Origin of the sequence: Actinomadura formosensis, assembly GCF_050948385.1 — a bacterium.
GTDB classification, from domain to species: Bacteria; Actinomycetota; Actinomycetes; order Streptosporangiales; family Streptosporangiaceae; genus Spirillospora; species Spirillospora formosensis.
The window spans coordinates 5,930,599-5,949,177 of sequence record NZ_CP192011.1 but is presented as its reverse complement, the minus strand read 5'-3'; the positions used below and the strand labels follow the sequence as shown (position 1 = coordinate 5,949,177).

Annotated in this window: 17 protein-coding genes; 11 read left to right on the top strand and 6 right to left on the bottom strand. The window is 72.5% G+C overall.

Going from position 1 to position 18,579, the window contains the following annotated elements; all coding sequences use genetic code 11:
• Positions 1 to 9 precede the first annotated feature (9 nt).
• Both ACQP1N_RS28000 and ACQP1N_RS27995 read right to left on the bottom strand, forming a co-directional pair.
• Complete coding sequence (locus ACQP1N_RS28000) at positions 10 to 756, bottom strand: SDR family NAD(P)-dependent oxidoreductase (protein WP_067799174.1); 747 nt, start codon at positions 754 to 756, stop codon at positions 10 to 12.
• Positions 756 to 1,451, bottom strand: a complete 696-nt coding sequence (locus ACQP1N_RS27995; RefSeq protein ID WP_433227541.1) for an SDR family NAD(P)-dependent oxidoreductase — start codon at positions 1,449 to 1,451, stop codon at positions 756 to 758. The genes ACQP1N_RS28000 and ACQP1N_RS27995 overlap by 1 nt, the downstream gene beginning before the upstream one ends.
• A 203-nt stretch (positions 1,452 to 1,654) precedes the next feature.
• Here ACQP1N_RS27995 and ACQP1N_RS27990 point away from each other — a divergent pair, with 203 nt between their 5' ends.
• The 10 genes from ACQP1N_RS27990 to ACQP1N_RS27945 all read left to right on the top strand — a co-directional run bounded on the left by ACQP1N_RS27990 (position 1,655) and on the right by ACQP1N_RS27945 (position 14,156).
• Positions 1,655 to 2,695 carry a PucR family transcriptional regulator gene (locus ACQP1N_RS27990; RefSeq protein ID WP_067799181.1) on the top strand — a complete coding sequence of 347 codons (1,041 nt, stop codon included), beginning with the start codon at positions 1,655 to 1,657 and terminating at the stop codon, positions 2,693 to 2,695.
• Between the two features lie 245 nt (positions 2,696 to 2,940).
• Positions 2,941 to 3,753 carry an SAM-dependent methyltransferase gene (locus ACQP1N_RS27985; protein ID WP_067799184.1) on the top strand — a complete coding sequence of 271 codons (813 nt, stop codon included), beginning with the start codon at positions 2,941 to 2,943 and terminating at the stop codon, positions 3,751 to 3,753.
• Between the two features lie 116 nt (positions 3,754 to 3,869).
• Positions 3,870 to 4,751, top strand: coding sequence for a DUF5753 domain-containing protein (locus ACQP1N_RS27980; RefSeq protein ID WP_433227540.1), 882 nt, complete (start codon positions 3,870 to 3,872; stop codon positions 4,749 to 4,751).
• 270 nt (positions 4,752 to 5,021) lie between these two features.
• Complete coding sequence (hpnC, locus tag ACQP1N_RS27975; protein WP_067799187.1) at positions 5,022 to 5,879, top strand: squalene synthase HpnC; 858 nt, start codon at positions 5,022 to 5,024, stop codon at positions 5,877 to 5,879.
• A gap of 9 nt (positions 5,880 to 5,888) precedes the next feature.
• Positions 5,889 to 6,749, top strand: a complete 861-nt coding sequence (hpnD, locus tag ACQP1N_RS27970; RefSeq protein WP_433227539.1) for a presqualene diphosphate synthase HpnD — start codon at positions 5,889 to 5,891, stop codon at positions 6,747 to 6,749.
• Complete coding sequence (gene hpnE / locus ACQP1N_RS27965; protein ID WP_433227538.1) at positions 6,746 to 8,107, top strand: hydroxysqualene dehydroxylase HpnE; 1,362 nt, start codon at positions 6,746 to 6,748, stop codon at positions 8,105 to 8,107. Before hpnD ends, hpnE begins: the two co-directional genes overlap by 4 nt.
• On the top strand, positions 8,104 to 9,114 hold the full coding sequence (locus tag ACQP1N_RS27960) for a polyprenyl synthetase family protein (RefSeq protein ID WP_433227537.1): 1,011 nt from the start codon (positions 8,104 to 8,106) through the stop codon (positions 9,112 to 9,114). The genes hpnE and ACQP1N_RS27960 overlap by 4 nt, the downstream gene beginning before the upstream one ends.
• 35 nt (positions 9,115 to 9,149) lie before the next feature.
• Positions 9,150 to 11,015, top strand: coding sequence for a squalene--hopene cyclase (gene shc / locus ACQP1N_RS27955; protein WP_067799199.1), 1,866 nt, complete (start codon positions 9,150 to 9,152; stop codon positions 11,013 to 11,015).
• Positions 11,016 to 11,120: 105 nt separating this feature from the next.
• A complete protein-coding gene (gene hpnH / locus ACQP1N_RS27950; protein ID WP_067799201.1) occupies positions 11,121 to 12,125 on the top strand; it encodes an adenosyl-hopene transferase HpnH in 1,005 nt (334 codons plus the stop codon).
• A 102-nt stretch (positions 12,126 to 12,227) separates the two neighbouring features.
• On the top strand, positions 12,228 to 14,156 hold the full coding sequence (locus ACQP1N_RS27945) for an APC family permease (protein WP_433227536.1): 1,929 nt from the start codon (positions 12,228 to 12,230) through the stop codon (positions 14,154 to 14,156).
• A gap of 36 nt (positions 14,157 to 14,192) precedes the next feature.
• Here the strand turns inward: ACQP1N_RS27945 and ACQP1N_RS27940 are convergent, their stop codons facing one another.
• Complete coding sequence (locus ACQP1N_RS27940) at positions 14,193 to 14,594, bottom strand: hypothetical protein (RefSeq protein WP_067799207.1); 402 nt, start codon at positions 14,592 to 14,594, stop codon at positions 14,193 to 14,195.
• Positions 14,591 to 15,022 (bottom strand): rhodanese-like domain-containing protein, encoded by a 432-nt coding sequence (locus ACQP1N_RS27935; RefSeq protein ID WP_433227535.1) that lies wholly within the window; start codon positions 15,020 to 15,022, stop codon positions 14,591 to 14,593. The genes ACQP1N_RS27940 and ACQP1N_RS27935 overlap by 4 nt, the downstream gene beginning before the upstream one ends.
• A gap of 67 nt (positions 15,023 to 15,089) precedes the next feature.
• On the opposite strand from ACQP1N_RS27935, the gene ACQP1N_RS27930 reads away from it, so the two are divergent.
• Complete coding sequence (locus ACQP1N_RS27930) at positions 15,090 to 17,573, top strand: ATP-binding protein (protein ID WP_433227534.1); 2,484 nt, start codon at positions 15,090 to 15,092, stop codon at positions 17,571 to 17,573.
• 60 nt (positions 17,574 to 17,633) lie between these two features.
• Here the strand turns inward: ACQP1N_RS27930 and ACQP1N_RS27925 are convergent, their stop codons facing one another.
• On the bottom strand, positions 17,634 to 18,065 hold the full coding sequence (locus tag ACQP1N_RS27925) for a hypothetical protein (RefSeq protein WP_131732626.1): 432 nt from the start codon (positions 18,063 to 18,065) through the stop codon (positions 17,634 to 17,636).
• Positions 18,058 to 18,579 (bottom strand): COG4315 family predicted lipoprotein, encoded by a 522-nt coding sequence (locus tag ACQP1N_RS27920; protein WP_067799219.1) that lies wholly within the window; start codon positions 18,577 to 18,579, stop codon positions 18,058 to 18,060. Before ACQP1N_RS27920 ends, ACQP1N_RS27925 begins: the two co-directional genes overlap by 8 nt.

The window sequence follows — 18,579 nt, the reverse complement described above, 5'->3', positions numbered from 1 at the left end:
CCATCCGGGTCAGGCGCGGGAGCGGAGCGTTCCGCCGTTGCTGAGCAGGATCTGCCCGACGAGCGTCGGGAGCCGCTCATCGGTGAGGAACGCGACCGCCGCCGCGATCTCCTCGGGCGTCGCGATGCGGCCCAGCGGCACCCGCGCGGTCTCCCGGGCCCGGAGCTCCTCCGCCGTCACCCCGGCGGCCTGCGCCCTGGCCTCCAGTTGCGGCGTGTCGATCACGCTCGGCGCGACGGCGTTCACCGCGATGCCGAGCGGCGCCAGTTCCCGGCCGAGCGACTTGGTCAGCGCCACGATCCCGGCCTTGGCGGCCGAGCAGGCGCTCGCCCCCGCCTCTCCGGTGAGCCCGCATTCCGCCGCGACCAGCACCATCCGGCCGCCGCCGCGCTCCACCATCCCCGGCATGACGGCCTGCGCGCACGCGAACGCCCCGCCGAGGTCGACGTCGATGACCCGCCACCAGTCGTCCAGGTCGTGCTCGCCGAAGGTGCCGCAGCTGATGTGCGAGGCGGCGGCGACGAGGATCGCGATGTGCGAGCCCGTCCGCTGCTCGACGTCCTCGACCATCGCGGTGACCGCCACCGGATCGGCGACGTCGGCGGGTGCGGCGATGCCGCCCAGTTCGCGGGCGAGCGCCGTCACGTCCCGGTCGGGACGGTCGTTGAGCGCGACATGGTGACCGCCCGCCGCCAGCCGCCGCGCGACCGCCGTGCCGAGGCCGCCGCCCGCCCCGGTGACCAGCGCGACCGTCATCAGATCACCGCTCCCGCGTTGGGCGACAGGATCTCCCCGACGCAGAACGTCGCCTCCTCCACCAGGTAGGCGGAGATGAGCGCGACCTCCTCCGGGGACGTCAGCCGCGCGGTCGGCAGCGTCTGCAGGAAGGAGGGCCGGCGCCACGGCGAGTCGGACGGCAGCAGCGACGTGTCGGTCGGGCCGGGTGCCACCGCGTTCACCCGCACGCCGGACGGTGCCAGCTCCGCCGCCAGCGACCGGACGAGCCCGATCACCGCGCCCTTCGCCGCCGTGTAGTGCGCCTCGGCCTCCCCGCCGCCGATGGCCAGGCCGGAGGTGACCGCGACCACGGCGCCCCGCCGGCGTTCCACCATTCCCGGCGTCACGGCCCTGCACACGTTCACCACGCCGCCCAGATGCACCCGCAGCATCCGCGTCCAGTCGGACCAGGCGATGTCGGACACCGGGACGATCGTGTAGTGCCCCGCCGCGCACAGCGCCGCCTCGACCGGCCCGAGCTCCCGCTCGATCCGCCGGACCGCGGCGTGCACCTGCTCCGGGACCGACACGTCCACGCCCACCGCGTGATCGGCGTCCGGCACCGGGCCGAGGTCGAGACCGGCCGTCCGCCAGCCGCGCCCGGCCAGCTCACGCACTATCGCGGCGCCGATCCCGCCCGCCGCGCCGGCGACGAGGGCGACTCGCCCGCCCATCTGACCACCCCGAATCGCTCCGAAGCTCCCAGGCAAACCCCGCGTAACCCGAGGTGACAAGGGGGCGGGTGATTTGTTGGCCGATCGCACCGCGCCGCGCCCGGGCGGTTGTGCCCTTCTCCAACGTACGGTTCTGCCAAAACACGGTCACGGCCCCGGGGCATCCCCGCGCCGGGGTGCGGCCGGGGTGAGAGGCTGAGGCTGTGACCAGCGAGCCCGCGCCGCCGCACCTCACCGTCCGGCAGTTCATCGAGGTGCCGCGCTTCCGGTTGCGGCTGGTCGCGGGCGAGCGGGGCCTCGACCGGCAGGTTCGCTGGGCGCACTCCACCGAACTGCTCGACCCCGGCCCCTACCTGCGCGGCTACGAGATCGTCCTGACGGTCGGCGCGTCGCTGCGGGATCCGGGCGCGTGCGCCGCGTTCGCCGAGTCGGTGCGGGCCGGCCGGGCGAGCGCGATCGGCTTCGGCGTCGGGGACGTGGCCGCCGAGGTGCCGGAGGCGCTGCGGGAGTCCTGCGACCGGCTCGGCCTGCCGCTGCTGGAGGTGCCGCCCGAGGTGCCGTTCCTCGGCTTCACCGAGTGGTTCGCCGAGCGGGTCGCGTTCACCCGCGACGAACGGCACGAACGGGAGGAGACCGGGCGCCTGCTGCGCATGATCCGGCAGGGCCTCGCGTCCGCCGAGGTGCTCCGCGAGCGGATCGACGACGCCGGGCTCGACCCCGAGTCGCTGCTGGTGATCGCGATGGACGCCGGCGATGAGGAACTGCCGGGCATCCTCGGCCTGGACGGCGACACCGCGCTCCTCATCACCAACGACGCGCACGCCTGGACCGAGCCCGCCGGCGTCGGCAGCCCCGGTCCTCTCGGCCACCTGCCGGTCTCCCTCAACGAGAGCCTTGCCGCGCTGGACGCCGCGCGCCGTGCCGGCGGCGTCGTGCACGCCTCCGACCTCGCCACCTTCCAGGCGCTGCTCGGCCGCCTCGACCAGGAACAGCTGGCCCCGTTCGTCGAGCAGATCGCCCGCCCGCTGAACGAGTACGACAACGTGCACGGCACCCGCCTGGTCGAGACGCTCCGCACCTTCCTCGACATGGGCGGTGCCGTGGGCGCGACGTCCCGCGCCCTGTTCCTGCACCCGAACACCCTCCGCCACCGGCTGGCCCGCATCGAGTCCCTGACCGGCAAGGACCCGCTCAGCTTCGAGGACCGGGTGGCCCTGGCGATCGCGGTATGGGCGGCCCGCTGACCCGCGTCGCCCCGGCTTCCGCCGGCCCGGTTTTCCGGACGGACGAAACTGATGCCGGAAATGAGATAATTGTCGCGAATGACGGCCGGTTGGCCGGCGCTTTAATCGATGCCCTGAATGGTAAGGCGGACAGGGCCGAATTTCGGGTTTCTGGTCACTCCTGGTCACTCCGGGAGGGGTGGGTCTAGGTTTGCAGGACGCATGCCGAGATACGGCGCCGGACTCCCGGAAGGAGCGCCCGACCGATGACGAACACCGCTGAAGGCCCGGAGCAAGGGGCGGAAGTAAAGATCAATACGGACGTTCCGCAGTCGGCGCGGATCTGGAACTACTGGCTCGGCGGGACCGACAACTACGAGGTCGACCGGGTGGCCGGCGATGAGTATGTCGCGCTGTACCCCGGAATCGTGGAGATTGCTCGGGAAGGCCGCTACTTCATGGACCGCGCGATCCGCCATCTGGCGCTCGAACGCGGAATCCGCCAGTTCATGGACTGCGGGACCGGGCTCCCGACCGTCGACAACACCCACGAGATGGCCCAGCGCGCCGCCCCCGGCGCGCGGGTCGTCTACGTCGACAACGACCCGCTCGTCCTCGCGCACGCCCGCGCGCTGATGACGGGCACCCCCGCGGGCGGGACGGCCTACATCGGCGCCGACCTGCACGACCCCAAATCGATCATGGACGGGGCGTCGGAGGTCCTCGACCTGTCGCAGCCGGTCGGGCTGATGCTGATCGCGGTCATGGGGCACATCGTGGACCCCGACGAGGCGCTCGGCGTCGTCCGCGGGCTGATGGAGCCGCTGGCGTCGGGCAGCTACCTCGTCCTGCACGACTCCACCGACGCCAATGAGGCGTTCAACGCGGCGCAGCGCGCGTACGACGCGACGGGCGCCATCCCGTTCCGGCTGCGCAGCCCCGAGTTCATCCGCGGCTACTTCGACGACCTGGAGATCGAGGAGCCCGGGATCGTGACGGGCGGCGCGTGGCGTCCCGAGGTGGACTCGATCGACGTCGAAGATCTTCCGACGCTGTGCGGGGTGGCGCGCAAACCCTGACGCGGAAGTAAGGTAGCGCACCGTCTCCTCCTCAGCGCAGCGCGTGAAGATATAGTGAAATCGGTCGTTATCTCACGCCGATCCCTTCCACGCCGATCCCTCGACGAGGAGTCCCGTTGGCCTCCGTCACGATCACCGGCAGCAGGCAGTCGACACGCGCGCACGGGGACCCGCTCGTCCCCCGGATGCTGCTGGGCAGGCGGCTCCGCGAACTGCGCGAACGGCGCGGGCTCTCCCGGCGGGAGGCGGCCCGCGCGATCGGCGGATCGGCGTCCAAGATCACCCGGCTGGAACTGGGCCGCTCCGCGAGCAGGCCGCGCGACATAGCCGCGCTGCTGACCCGCTACGGCGCCGACGACGAGCGCACGACCCTCCTCGCCCTCGCCGAGCAGACGGCCACGCGCGCCTGGTGGCACGACGACGGCGACATCGTCCCCGCCTGGGTGCGTCCCTACCTGAGCGCCGAGCAGGCGGCCAAGCTGGTCCGCACGTTCGAGGCCCAGTTCGTGCCCGGCCTGCTGCAGACCGAGGCCTACGCCCGCGCGCTGATCCGCCGCGTCAACCCCGAGCCGCAGGTCGAGCGGCGGGTGGAGTTCCGGATGCGGCGCCAGCGGGTGCTGCGCCGCCGGCCGCGTCCGCTCAACCTGTGGGTCGTGCTGGACGAGCAGGCGCTGTGGCGTCCCATCGGCGGCGCGGAGACGATGCGCGGCCAGATCCGGCACATCATCGAGCTGTGCGGGCGGCCGAACGTCACCGTCCAGATCGCGCCGTTCGGGATCTGCGGGCGGGTCGCGGGGGACGGGCCGCTCACCCTCATCCGGTTTCCGCAGCAGGGCCTGCCCGACATGGTGTACCTAGAACGCGCCAACGGCGCCGTCTACCCGGGGCGGCGCGCGGAGATCGAATGGCACTGGCATGTGTTCAACACACTGGTCACCGAGGCCGCGCCGCCCGAGCGCACCCCGCGGATCCTTGCCGGAATGCTTACCACCTACTGACCCTGACCCGTCCGCACCGGCCCGGAACCGGTCCATGATCAGAACCGGGGAAATGTGCCGGCCGGCGGTGCTCGCCGGCCGTGTCGATCACGCATTCCCAGCTGACCACTTCCGGCCTATCTTCCGGAACAGCGGATTCTTGGGAGGTTTCTCGCGGCGGTTCGGGGACGTACGCCACAGGGGCCTCATGATGGCCATGTTTACCGGGCGGGCGCCCGGTTATCGGGCATCAATGAACGTCCCGCGCCGCCGCCGCCTCGAAGGAACGCCATGTCCGTCAGCGAGCGTTTGTGGAACGAGACCGAGGAACGCCGCACCCGGATCGAACTGCAGGCCCGGGAGAACTTCCCGGTGGCCACCCGGCTGCTCCCCGTGCGCCACCGCGAGCACCTGCTGAACGTGTACGGCTATGCCCGGCTGGTCGACGACATCGGGGACGAGGCGCCGCCGGGGGACCGCGCCGACCTGCTCGACCTGGTCGAACGCGACCTCGACCGGGTGTACGCGAGCACCCGCCCGGAACTGCCCGTCATGCGCGACCTGGCGCGCACCATCGACGCGTGCCGCATCCCGGCGGAGCCGTTCCGCCGCCTGCTGGAGGCGAACCGCCGCGACCAGGAGGTCACCCGGTACGCGACCTTCGACGACCTGGTCGAGTACTGCGCGTACTCCGCCGACCCGGTCGGGCACATCGTCCTGCACGTGTTCGGCGCCGCCACCCCCGACCGGTTCCGGCTGTCGGACAAGGTGTGCACCGCCCTGCAGATCATCGAGCACTGCCAGGACGTCGGCGAGGACCACCGCAACGGGCGCGTCTACCTGCCGGGCGACGACCTGCGGCGGTTCGGCTGCACCGAGGACGACCTGACCGCCGCGGCCACCCCCACCCGGCTGCGCGGCGTCGTGGCCCTCCAGGCCGGGCGCGCGGGCCGGCTGCTGGACGAGGGCGCCGCGCTCACCGCAAGCCTCCGGGGTTTCGCCCGGGTCGCCGTCGCCGGATACATCGCGGGTGGCCGCAGCGCCCTCGCCGCCCTGGAGCGCGGCGCCTACGACGTCCTCGGGAGCCCGTCACGTCCGAGGAAGGCGCGGCTGCTGGCCGAGTGGTCGCGGACACTGGGAAGGAGATGAGCAGTCCAGATGGACGCACTCGGCGCCTACGGGCACTGTGAGAACGTCGTCCGTTCGCAGGCGCGCAACTTCTCGTACGGGATCCGGCTGCTTCCCGCGCCCAAGCGGCGTGCGCTCAGCGCCGTCTACGCGTTCGCCCGCCGCATCGACGACATCGGCGACGACCACGGCGCGCCGCCCGCCGGCCGACTGGCGAGGCTGGCGGACGAGCGCGAACGCCTCGCCGACGCCGGCGCCCACCCGGCCGACCCGGTGCTCGTCGCGCTGTCGGACGCCGCGCGCCGCTTCCCGATCCCGCTGGAGGCGTTCGGCGAGCTGATCGACGGGTGCGAGGCCGACGTCCGCGGCGCGGCCTACGACACCTTCGACGACCTGCTCTGGTACTGCCGGTGCGTCGCCGGTGCCGTCGGCCGGCTGTCGTTAGGCGTGTTCGGCACGTCCGACCCGGAGACGGCCGTCCCCCGCGCGGACGCCCTCGGCGTCGCGCTGCAGCTGACGAACATCCTGCGGGACGTGCGGGAGGACGGGCTGAGCGGCCGCGTCTACCTGCCCGCCAAGGACCTCGCCCGGTTCGGGTGCACGCTGGGCCGGGACGGGGCGGGCCGGCTGACCGACGACCCCGGGCGGCTGGCGGGGCTCGTCCGGTTCGAGGCGGACCGCGCGGACGAATGGTACGAGACCGGGCTCGAACTGCTGCCCATGCTGGACCGGCGCAGCGCCGCGTGCGCGGGGGCCATGGCGGGCATCTACCGGCGTCTGCTGAAACGCATCAGGGCCGACCCGCTGGCCGCGCTCGCCACCCGCACCTCCCTGCCGGTCTGGGAGAAGGCCGCCGTGTCGGCGATGGCGCTGGCGGGGGTCCACCGATGAGCGGCGCCGCCGGCCCCTCCGGGGACGTCGCCATCGTCGGCGGCGGTCTCGCCGGGATCACGACCGCGCTGGCGCTCCAGGAGACGGGGGTGCGGGCGACGATCTACGAGGCGCGGCCCCGGCTCGGCGGCGCCACCCACTCCTTCAGCCGCGGCGGGCTGACGGTCGACAACGGGCAGCACATCTTCCTGAAGTGCTGCGCGGCGTACCGGGGGCTGCTGGCCCGGCTGGGCGCGCTGGACCGGGTCCGCGTCCAGGACCGCTTCGACGTCCGCGTCCTCACCCCGGACGGCCCCGGCGGGCGGCTGCGCCGCGCGGGCGCCCCGGGGCCGCTGCACCTGCTGCCCGCACTCGCGGGCTACCGGCTGCTCTCGCCCGCCGACCGGTTGCGCGCCGTCCGCGCGTCGCTGGCGCTCGACCGGCTCGACCCGGACGACCCGGCGCTCGACGGCCGCACCATGGGCGGCTGGCTCGCCGGCCGCGGCCAGCGGCGGCAGGCCCGGGACGCGCTCTGGGACCTGTTCGTCACGGCCGCGCTCAACATCCGGCTGGACGACGCCGCGCTCGGCCCCGCGGCGATGGTCTGCCAGACCGCGCTGCTTCGCCGCCCGGACGCCGCCGACATCGGCGTGCCCGCGATCCCGCTCGGCGACCTGCACGGCACCCTCGCCGCGGCGAGGATCGAGCGGGCCGGCGGGCGGATCGAGCTGGGCGCGAAGGTGACGGCGATCGACGCCGGGCCGAAGCTCGTCGTGAACGGCTCCCCGGTGGCCGCGGACGCCGTCGTGGTCGCGGTCCCGCACCGGGCGGCGTCGTCGCTCGTCCCAGCGGAGGCGTCCCCCGGCCGGGCGTCATGGGACGGTCTCGGCTCCAGCCCCATCGTCAACATCCATGTCGTCTATGACCGGCCTGTCCTGGACGAGCCGTTCGTCGCGGCGATCGGCTCGCCCGTCCAGTGGGTGTTCGACCGCACGCGGGTGAGCGGCCTGACCGGCGGCGGCCAGTATCTCGCGGTCTCGGTCTCGGCGGCCGACCGCTGGATCGACACGCCCACCGCCGAACTGCGCGCGGTGTACCTCGCCGCGCTGGAGCGGCTGTTCCCCGCCGCCCGCCGGGCCCGCGTCACCGACTTCTTCGTGACGCGGGAACGGCACGCCACATTCCGTCAGAGCCCCGGCAGCGGCGCGCTGCGCCCCGCGTCCGCGACCCGGCTGCCATGGCTCTTCCTCGCCGGCGCGTGGACGGACACGGGCTGGCCCGACACGATGGAGGGAGCCGTGCGCAGCGGCCTCACCGCCGCCCGCCTCGTCCGGCGGCACCTGCGGGAGAAGACCACGGACGAGGTGAGCGGCCGATGACCACCGTCCCGACCCCGATCACCGACGGGCGCGCGCTCGTCGACCAGGCGATGCGGACCTCGGCCGACCGGCTCGACCCGTGGACCCGCCGCGTCGTCGCCTACCACCTCGGCTGGACCGACGAGAACGGCCGCCCGGCCCAGGCGGGCGGCAAGGCGCTGCGTCCCGCGCTGGCGCTGCTGTCCGCGCGGGCCGCCGGGGCGCCCTGCGAGACGGCGCTGCCCGGCGCGGTCGCCGTCGAGTTCGTGCACGCGTTCTCGCTGCTGCACGACGACATCATGGACGGCGACCGGACCCGCCGGCACCGTCCCGCCGCGTGGACGGTGTTCGGCCCGTCCGCCGCGATCCTCGGCGGTGACGCGCTGCTCGCGCTGGCCGAGGAACTGCTGCTCGACCAGCACTCGCGGGGCGCGCACTGGGCGGCGCGCGCCCTGGCCGCCGCCACCCAGCGGCTCATCTCGGGGCAGGCGCTCGACCTCGGGTTCGAGCAGCGCGACGACGTGTCGCTGGAGGAGTGCCTCACCATGGCCGCCGACAAGACGGGCGCGCTGATCGCCTGCGCCTGCTCGATCGGCGCGATGCTCGGCGAGGGGCCGACCCGGCTCGTCACCGACCTGACCGGGTTCGGCGCCGAGATGGGCCTCGCGTTCCAGCTCGTGGACGACCTTCTCGGCATCTGGGGCAGGCCGGAGACGACCGGCAAGCCCGTCCTGTCCGATCTGCGGGCCCGGAAGAAGTCGCTGCCGGTGGTGTACGCGCTGAACGCCGGCACGCCTGACTCCGCGCGCCTCGCCGACCTGTACGGCCGGGCGGAGCAGCCGTCCGAGGACGTCCTGCGGGAGATGGCGCGGCTGGTCGAGGCGGCCGGCGGACGGGACTGGGCCGCGGCCGAGGCCGACCGCCGCATCGCGTCCGCCGAGCGCCACCTCGACCACTCCGGGATGGACGACCGGGTCGCCGCCGAGTTCCGCGACATCGCCCTCTTCGTCACCTCCCGGGACCACTGACCGGTCCCGGCACCGCGCGAGAAGGAGAGCGCCGAATGACCACGACCGAAGTACCGGGACTCACCGGCGCGGCGGCCGCCGCCGTCGAGGCGGCCCGCGACCACCTGCTCGGCATGCAGGCGCCCGAGGGCTGGTGGAAGGCCGAACTGGAGACCAACGTCACGATGGACGCCGAGGACCTGCTGCTCCGCCAGTTCCTCGGCATCCGCTCCGCCGCCGACACCGCGGACGCGGCCCGCTGGATCCGCTCGCGGCAGCGCGCCGACGGGACGTGGGCGAACTTCCACGGCGGCCCCGCCGACCTGTCCACGACGATCGAGGCGTACGTCGCGCTCCGGCTCGCCGGAGACCCGGTGGACGCGGGCCACATGCGCAGGGCCGCCGGGTACGTGCGGGACGCGGGCGGCATCGAGGGCAGCCGGGTGTTCACCCGGGTCTGGCTGGCGCTGTTCGGCCAGTGGTCGTGGGACGACCTGCCGGTCATGCCGCCGGAGCTGATGTTCCTGCCGAGCCGGGTTCCGCTGAACGTGTACGACTGGGCGTGCTGGGCGCGGCAGACGATCGTCCCGCTGACCATCCTCGGGTCGCTGCGTCCCGTCCGGGCGCTGCCGTTCGACCTGGCGGAACTGCGCGGCGGCGGCGCCCCGGCGGCGGACGCGAAGGGCTGGGGGCGGGTGTTCAACGCGCTCGACCGCGTCCTGCACGTGTACGGCAAGCGCCCGGTGCGCCCGCTGCGCACCGCCGCGCTGCGCCGCGCCGCCGACTGGATCATCGCGCGGCAGGAGGCGGACGGCTGCTGGGGCGGCATCCAGCCGCCCTGGGTGTACTCGCTGATGGCGCTCAACGTCCTCGGCTACGACCTTGACCACCCGGTCATCAAGCGCGGGCTGGCCGGGCTCGAACGGTTCACGATCCGGGACGAGAGGGGCCGCCGGCTGGAGGCGTGCCAGTCGCCGGTCTGGGACACCGTCCTCGCCATGATCGCGCTCGCCGACGCCGGGGCCGCCCCCGACCATCCCGCGCTGCTGCGGGCCGCGCGCTGGGTGGTGCGGGAGGAGGTGAGAGGGCTGGGGGACTGGTCGGTGCGGCGGCCGGACGTCCCGCCCGGCGGCTGGGCGTTCGAGTTCGACAACGACATCTATCCCGACACCGACGACACCGCCGAGGCGATCATGGCGCTGCGCCGGGTGGCCCTGCCGGAGGCGGCGGCGCCGATCGAGCGCGCCGTCCGCTGGCTGACCGGCATGGCCTCGCGGGACGGCGGCTTTGCGGCCTTCGACGCCGACAACACCCGCGAACTGTGCACCAAGCTGCCGTTCTGCGACTTCGGCGCCGTCATCGACCCGCCGTCCGCCGACGTCACCGCCCATGTCGTCGAAGCGCTCGCCAAGGAGGGCCTCGCGGAGACGGCCGTCGTCAAACGCGCCGTCGTGTGGCTGCTGAAGGCGCAGGAGGCGGACGGCTCCTGGTTCGGCCGCTGGGGCGCCAACCACATCTACGGGACGGGCAGTGCCGTGCCCGCGCTCATCGCCGCCGGCGTCCGCCCCGGCAAGCCCGCGATCCGCCGCGCCGTGGCCTGGCTGGAGGAGCACCAGAACCCCGACGGCGGCTGGGGTGAGGACCTGCGCTCCTACGACGACCCGGCGTGGATCGGGCGGGGCGAGTCGACCGCGTCCCAGACGGCCTGGGCACTGCTGGCCCTGCTCGCCGCCGGTGAACGCTCCGGCGCGGTCGAGGCCGGCGTCCGGTGGCTGGTCCGCAGCCAGCGCCCGGACGGGACGTGGGACGAGGACCAGTTCACCGGCACCGGATTCCCCGGCGACTTCTACATCAACTACCACCTCTACCGGCTGGTGTTCCCGATCAGCGCCCTGGGCCGCTATCTGCGGGGTGCCACGTGACGCGGTCGTCGACGCCCTGCGCGGCCTCGGCCCGGTCGACAACAAGGAACACGCGGTCACGGTGGAGACGACCGAATTCACCCTGCCCAAGGAGGTTCGAACATCATGAGCATGCCGCTCCGCCAGAGCATCCGCATCGGCGCCCATATCCTCCGCAACAAGCTGCGCGGCAGGGAGAAGTTCCCGCTCATCGTGGAGCTGGAACCGCTGTTCGCGTGCAACCTGTCCTGCGCGGGCTGCGGGAAGATCCAGCATCCCGCCGACATCCTGAAGAAGCGGATGCCGGTCGAGCAGGCGGTCGCCGCCGTCGAGGAGTGCGGCGCCCCGATGGTGTCCATCGCGGGCGGTGAGCCGCTCATGCACCCGCAGATCCACGAGATCGTGGACGAACTCGTCAAGCGCAGGAAGTTCGTCTTCCTGTGCACGAACGCGCTGCTCATCCCCAAGAAGATCGACAAGTTCAGGCCGTCGCCGTACTTCGCGTGGACGGTCCACATCGACGGCCTGAAGGAACGCCACGACGCGTCCGTCTGCAAGGAAGGCGTCTTCGACGACGCCGTCGCCGCCATCAGGGAATGCCGGCGGCGCGGATTCCGCGTCACCACCAACACGACGTTCTTCAACACCGACACCCCGCAGACCGTCATCGACGTCATGAACTACCTCAACGACGATCTGCAGGTCGGCGAAATGATGATCTCGCCGGGGTACGCCTACGACAAGGCGCCCGACCAGGAGCACTTCCTCGGCGTCCAGGAGACCCGGGAGCTGTTCCGCAAGGCGTTCGCGGACGGGAACCGCAAACGCTGGCGGCTCAACCACTCCCCGCTGTTCCTGGACTTCCTGGAGGGCAAGGCCGACTTCCCGTGCACGGCCTGGGCGATCCCGTCCTACTCCCTCTTCGGCTGGCAGCGTCCCTGCTACCTGATGTCGGACGGCTACGCGCGGACCTACGGGGAACTCCTGGACGAGACCGACTGGGACTCCTACGGCCGTGGCCGCGACCCGCGCTGCGCCAACTGCATGGCCCACTGCGGCTACGAGCCGACGGCGGTCATGGCCACCGTCGGCTCGCTGAAGGAATCCATCAGGGCCGTCCGCTCCGCCTGACCGAACCTCCCGCGTTAAGAGCCGGCCAATATCGTTCGCGGGGTCCCCAAGAACCGGTCAACGCAGCTGGGATCGGCCGGCACGAGCCTGTCCCATGGGACTGTGCCCCATCGCCTGGCGACACCGAAACGCCTCCTCCTGGGACGTCCGCTGCGCAGCGAGCGGATGGGGGAGACCCTGCTGCCGAAGAAGCTGGCGCTTCCGGTGTTCTGCAGCGACCTGCTCTCGTCCAACGCGTACGCGACCGAGGAGATCCTGCTCGGGCTGAGCCTGGGCGGGCTCGCGCTGATCCACCTGGCCCCCTGGGTGGCGCTGGCGGTGATCGTCCTGCTGGTGGTCGTCATCCTGTCCTACCGGCAGACCTGCCACGCCTACCCGAGCGGCGGCGGCGCCTACACGGTGAGCCGCGCCAACCTCGGGGTGAACGCCTCGCTCACCGCCGCGAGCGCGCTGCTGGTCGACTACGTCCTCACCGTCGCGGTCTCGGTGGCGGCCGGCGTCGCCAACGTCCTCTCGGCGATGCCGGCGCTCGGCCCCTACGCCGTGCAGATCTCCCTCGCCGGGGTGGCGCTGCTGGCGCTGCTGAACCTGCGCGGGATCAAGCAGTCCGGGACGATCTTCGCGATCCCCACCTACGGTTTCGCGGTCGTGGTCTTCATCGTGATCATCTGGGGCGCGCTGAGCCTGGCCACCGGCGGCACGCCCCGGGCCGAATCGGCCCACTTCGGCATCGCCGCGACCCACGGCACGACCGGCCTGCTGGGCGCCGCCCTGATACTGCGGGCCTTCTCGCAGGGCTGCACCGCCCTGACCGGCGTGGAGGCGGTCAGCAACGGCGTCCCGAGCTTCAAACCGCCGAAGTCCCGCAACGCCGCCGCCACCCTGACGATCATGGGTGCGCTGACCGTCACGATGTTCGCCGGCATCACCGTGCTCGCCATCGAATCCCGCGTGCGGGTCGGCGCGCGGCTGACCGGCACACCCCCCGGATACCAGCAGAAGACGGTCATCACCCAGGTCGCGGCGGCGGTCACCGGCAGCGGCTCGTTCCTGTTCTACCTGGTGGCCGGGTTCACCGCGGCGATCCTCGTGCTGGCGGCGAACACGGCCTACAACGGCTTCCCCATCCTCGCGTCCATCCTCGGCCAGGACGGCTACCTGCCGCGGCAGTTCGCCCGCCGCGGCGACCGGCTGGTCTTCAGCAACGGCATCATCATCCTGGCGCTCCTCGCGGGAATCCTGATCTGGGTGTTCAGCGCCAGCACGACGAGGCTGATCCAGCTCTACATCATCGGCGTCTTCGTCTCGTTCACGCTCAGCCAGACGGGGATGATCCGGCACTGGAACCGCGAACTGCGCACGGCACCGCCCGAGGACAGGCGCCGCATCCACCGGGCCCGGGCGATCAACGCGGTCGGCGCCGCCGCCACCGGCCTGGTGCTGATCATCGTCCTGGTCACCAAGTTCCGGCACGGCGCGTGGATCGTGGTGATCGCGATGCCGCTGATCTTCCTGATGATGAAGGGCATCCACCGCCACTACGGCCGGATAACCGCCGAACTCCAGCCCACCGGCGACGCCATGGCCCTCCCCAGCAGGGTCCACGCCGTCGTCCTGGTGTCCAGACTCCAGACCCCCGCACTCCGGGCCCTGGCCTACGCCCGCGCCACACGCCCGAGCACCCTGACGGCGGTGACGGTCCGCACCTCCGCCGGGGAGACCGAGGCCCTGGAACGAGAATGGGCGGAGCGCGAGATCCCGGTGACACTCACCGTGCTCGACTCCCCCTACCGCGACATAACGGGCCCGGTCCTGTCCTATGTGGCGGGAATCCGCCGCAAAAGCCCCCGCGACCTGGTGGCGGTGTTCATCCCCGAATACGTGGTGGGCCACTGGTGGGAACAGCTGCTCCACAACCAGAGCGCACTGCGCCTGGAGGCAAGGCTCCTTTTCCGTCCGGGGATAATGGTGATCACCGTCCCCTGGCAGGGCTCCGCGGTAGCCGCCGCTCCCCGGCCCCCGAGCCGTTGACGGCACCGTAAGCGGTCTCGCGGCCCGGGGCCGTCGTCAGAGATCAGGCTGGCCCGGGTCCCCGGCCTGAATGGGCCGGAAACCAGAGCACAGGATGCGCATCCATACGATCCGCTCGTCGGCGACGCTGTAGTAGGCCTGCTGTTCGACCAGATAACGGGCGGATCCGGTACGGACCTGCAAGCGGTAGGCGAGGTGTTCGCGGTCGCCCATGCGGGCGGTGGCGACGTGCAGGAGACGTTCGATCTCGTCGTCCCGTTCGAACCAGTGTCCGAGAATGATCCGGTCGACGACCTCGCCGGGGCTGTCGGCGTCCCAGTGGGTTCCGGGGGTGAGGGCCTTGAAGTCGACCCGGTCGGCGAGCAGGGCGCGCAGGGTGGCGCGGTCCTTGGCGGCAAGGGCCTGAGCGAACTTCTCGCCGAGTGCGTGTCCCGTCACCGAGGGTCGTCCTCCGCCTGGAAGGTCACGGGAAGGCCGCGCTCCTTCCATGCCTTGATGCCCCCATCGAGGTGGGCGACGTCGGTGTAGCCGAGTTCCTGCAGCGCAAGGGCGGCGAGCGCTGAACGGCCGCCCGATGCGCAGTACAGGACGGTCGTGACGGCGGGATCGAACTCGGGCCGATGGTAGGGACTGGCCGGATCGGCCCAGAACTCGAGCATCCCCCGCGGAGCGAGCACGGCACCCGGAATGCCGCCGTCGCGGGTGACCTCGCCGGGTTCACGCAGATCGATCATGGTCACGGTGCCGGACTCCAGGGCCGCGGTCACCTCCGCGGCCGACAGGTTCCGAACCTGCGTGCGAGCGTGGGCGATCATATCGGTGACGGAGGTTGCCATCGTCGGTCCTTTCCTCGGGTTCCCGACCATCACACTTCCTTCTCGAAGCGAGCGCATCCGTGCTCAGTACGGAATCTTTCTGGGGGACGATCGCGTCATGGAAGACGCCGCGATGCCGGGGCCGTTGCGGGACGCCGGAGTCACCAGGCGGGAGGCGGAGGTCTTCTGGCTGGTCAGCGAGCGGCTGACGAACCGGGAGATCGCCGACCGGCTCGGGCTGTCGGAGCGGACCGTGGAGAGCCACGTGTCGTCCCTGCTGCGCAAGCTCGGCCACGCGGCCAGGCGGGACCTGGTCGAGGACGCGGCACGGTTCCGGCGCCGGGTGCACACCCTGCCCAGGCCGCTGTCGTCGTTCGTCGGCAGGGAGCGTGAGCTCCGCGACCTCGCCGGGCTGGTCGCCGGTGACCGCATGGTGACCGTGACCGGGCCCGCGGGCATCGGGAAGACACGCCTCGCCCTGCGCCTGGCCCACGAGGCCGCCGGGCTGCCTCCCGCGGTCCTGGTCGATCTGGCCTCGGTCCCGCCGGGCGGGCAGGTCGACCGGGCGTTCGCCGACGCCCTCGGCGCGGGCGGCGACGGCAGGACCCTCGGCCGGCAGATCATCACCGCGATCCGGGCACGCCCGCACTGGCTGCTGGTCGACAACTGCGAACATGTCGCCGACGCCGTCGCGGCCCTGCTGGCCGATCTGCTGGCGGCGACCGACGGCGTGCGGGTGCTGGCGACCAGCCATGGTCCGCTGGGCGTGAGCGGCGAGGCCGTCTACCGGCTTGCGCCGCTGCCGGTTCCGGGCGAGACCGCCGATTCCGCCGAGATCCTGGGCTGCGCCGCCGTCCGGCTGTTCACCGACCGCGCCGCCGCCGTCGCACCCGGCCGCACCACCACGCCGGCGGACGCGGCCGTGCTCGCGATGATCTGCCGGCGCCTGGACGGGCTGCCGCTGGCCATCGAACTCGCCGCCGCCCGCACCCGGTTCGCCTCACCCGCCGAACTGCTACGCCTCCTCGACGACCGCTTCGCGCTGCTGACCGGCGGGCCGCGTCCCAACCGCCACCGCACCCTGGAGGAGGCCCTGCGGTGGAGCTACGACCTCCTGGACGACGACGAACGTCTCCTGCTCGACCGCTGCTCGGTGTTCCCCGGCGAGTTCGACTACGACACCGCGGTGAAGGTGCTGGCCGCCCCTCTGCTCGGCGGCGCCGGCCTCACCCGGGTCTTCCCGCGCCTGCTGGACCGCTCGATGATCTCCATCCGCCGGCACGGCGGGACCACGCGGTACCGCCTGCTCGACAGCGTCCGCCAGTTCGCCCGCCACAGGCTGGCCGAACGGCGGGAGCACGAGCAGATCCTCGACCGGCACACCCGCCACCATCTGACGCACGCCGTGTCGATCGTCCCCGCGCTGCGGGGAGGGAACCAGGCGGCGGCCCTGCGCTGGTTCACCGACCGCTGGACCGATCTGAGGGCCGCCGTAGGACGCGCCCTCGACTCCGACGACACCACCGCGGCCTGGGCCTTCATCGCCGGAGTCGGCACCGGATGGGAGACGCTCGGGGCACGCGGCGAACTGTTCACCTGGCTGGACACGCTGCTGGACCGCCCGCTCCCGGAGGGCCCGGCGGGCGTCCGCGCCGCGGTCACCTCCTGCTTTCTGCTCTGCTACCAGGACACCGACAAAGCGCTGGAGCTGGCCGGCCGGGCGGCGGAGCGCGCGGCGACCGAGGAGGAACACGCGTTGGCCGCCTTGGCGACGGGCTGCGCGGCCACCCACCGGCGCGATCACGCCGAAGCGGCCCGGGCCCTCGACGGCGCCGCCGCGGTCTTCGCGCGGCTGGGCGATGACTGGCATCACGCACTGGCGCTGTCCCTGCGCGGCATCATGACGGCCGGCACCGCGACCGCGGTGGACCGGCAGCGCGCCGCGGCGGCCCTGTTCGGACGGCTGGGCGACCACGTGAAACGCGCCAACTGCCTCAACCATCTCGCGGGCCGGCTGATCCGCGACGAGGTCCGCCTGGCAGAGGCCGAGGCATGCCTGGACGAGGCGCTCGACCTCGCCCTGCGCACCGGAAACGACCACGAACGCCTCCACGCCCAACTCCACCGCGCCGGCCTGGCCCGGCACCGGAACGACCAGGAGGCGGCAACGGCGCTTCTCACCGACCTCCTCCCGGAGTTCCGCCGCATCGGAGATCTCCGCTGCGCGGCCCACTGCCTTCTGGGGCTCGGCCGCGCGGCCTCCTCGCACGGCCGCCACCGGCACGCGCGACGCCATTTCCTTGAGGGCGCGAGCATCGCGATCGCCATCAAGGACCACCACCTCATCGTCACCGGCCTGCGGCTGCTCGCCGAGACCGAGCACGCCGCCGGATCCGCGGCCCGGTCCGCCGAGTTGCTGGGCGCCGCGACGCCCGACGGCCGCGGCGGTCCGGGTGACAGCCGGCTGGGACTCGCGCTCCGCTCCCGGCTCGGCGAGGCGGCCTTCGCCGCCGCGCTCGCGGCCGGCCGCCGGACGGCGCCCGCCACCCTGCTCGAAACCCTCATGTCCGCGGGGCCCCCGGAGCACCGGCCGGACCAGTGATCTTGCGCGCGAATCCCGTTCCTCACGGCAGGGGCGGCGCGTCCTCGGCCGCGGTCCCGCTCAGCGGGCCGGCCGCGTTCGCATCCGGCGTGTTTCGAGCGCCAGAAAGCCCCCGAGCACGACGATGACGGCGAACTCCAGGCCGAGCGTGAGCACGATGACCGTGCGGTAGCCGTATTCGTGGAAGCCGAACAGCGTGCCGGCCTCGCTGATCAGCAGGCCGATGATCGTGCCGAGCGCGAACAGGATCGCTCCGAGTGCCACGAACGCGTGCGGCGTCCGGCCGGCGACCGTTATGGACCCGACCAGGGGAAGGGACTCCAGCGGGATCGCCAGCAGGAGTCCCAGCAGCACCGCGCCGGCGAAGTTCACCAGGAACAGCGGACCGATGATGGGGATGACGCTGTAGTGGTCGGCGAAGTACACGTACAGATGGACCGCGCCGATGCCGAACAGCAGGAGCACGCCCACGTGGCGCAACGTGTCACGCACGGCGATCACGGCGTGTCCGAGATCGGGAGCCGCCGTCCGAGCCCGCCTTCGTCTGGACCTGCTGTCCCTGCGGCGAGACGGCGTACCATTCGGCGCCGAACTGGGTGAGTCCCTGGCCGCGGGTTTCGCCGCTCCCGGTATCGCCTTGGTAGTAGTACAGCGGGTGGCCCGCGTAGACCAGTTGCCGAGGCCCGCTGGAGCGGGCGATCGTGGAGATCTGGGCCGCCTGCGCCGCACCGGCCGCGCTCGGCGGGCCCTGGGTGGTCGCCGGGGGCCAGATGCTCGCGCACGCACCGGAACAGGCCGACAGGTTCGGCGGGTCGGCGACGAACAGGTACAGGGTGCGTCCTCTGCCGTTCACCAGGATCTCTCCGAGCGGTGACTGGGCCGAGCGGATCTGCGTGCGGCCGGGATGCAGCGAGTTCGTCGCGGTCGTGCAACCGGTGACCGGCAACACCACCACCAGGATCCCGGACAGCACCCCCGGGAGCCGGGACGGCCGAGGGCGGCGCAT

What these genes read in the sequence shown, in the direction of transcription:
- ACQP1N_RS28000 (WP_067799174.1), bottom strand. Translation starts at nt 756, where the DNA reads ATGACGGTCGCGCTGGTCACCGGGGCGGGCGGCGGCCTCGGCACGGCG.
- ACQP1N_RS27995 (WP_433227541.1), bottom strand. Translation starts at nt 1,451, where the DNA reads ATGGGCGGGCGAGTCGCCCTCGTCGCCGGCGCGGCGGGCGGGATCGGC.
- ACQP1N_RS27985 (WP_067799184.1), top strand. Translation starts at nt 2,941, where the DNA reads ATGACGAACACCGCTGAAGGCCCGGAGCAAGGGGCGGAAGTAAAGATC.
- hpnC (WP_067799187.1), top strand. Translation starts at nt 5,022, where the DNA reads ATGTCCGTCAGCGAGCGTTTGTGGAACGAGACCGAGGAACGCCGCACC.
- hpnD (WP_433227539.1), top strand. Translation starts at nt 5,889, where the DNA reads ATGGACGCACTCGGCGCCTACGGGCACTGTGAGAACGTCGTCCGTTCG.
- hpnE (WP_433227538.1), top strand. Translation starts at nt 6,746, where the DNA reads ATGAGCGGCGCCGCCGGCCCCTCCGGGGACGTCGCCATCGTCGGCGGC.
- ACQP1N_RS27960 (WP_433227537.1), top strand. Translation starts at nt 8,104, where the DNA reads ATGACCACCGTCCCGACCCCGATCACCGACGGGCGCGCGCTCGTCGAC.
- shc (WP_067799199.1), top strand. Translation starts at nt 9,150, where the DNA reads ATGACCACGACCGAAGTACCGGGACTCACCGGCGCGGCGGCCGCCGCC.
- hpnH (WP_067799201.1), top strand. Translation starts at nt 11,121, where the DNA reads ATGAGCATGCCGCTCCGCCAGAGCATCCGCATCGGCGCCCATATCCTC.
- ACQP1N_RS27935 (WP_433227535.1), bottom strand. Translation starts at nt 15,022, where the DNA reads ATGGTCGGGAACCCGAGGAAAGGACCGACGATGGCAACCTCCGTCACC.
- ACQP1N_RS27930 (WP_433227534.1), top strand. Translation starts at nt 15,090, where the DNA reads ATGGAAGACGCCGCGATGCCGGGGCCGTTGCGGGACGCCGGAGTCACC.
- ACQP1N_RS27920 (WP_067799219.1), bottom strand. Translation starts at nt 18,579, where the DNA reads ATGCGCCGCCCTCGGCCGTCCCGGCTCCCGGGGGTGCTGTCCGGGATC.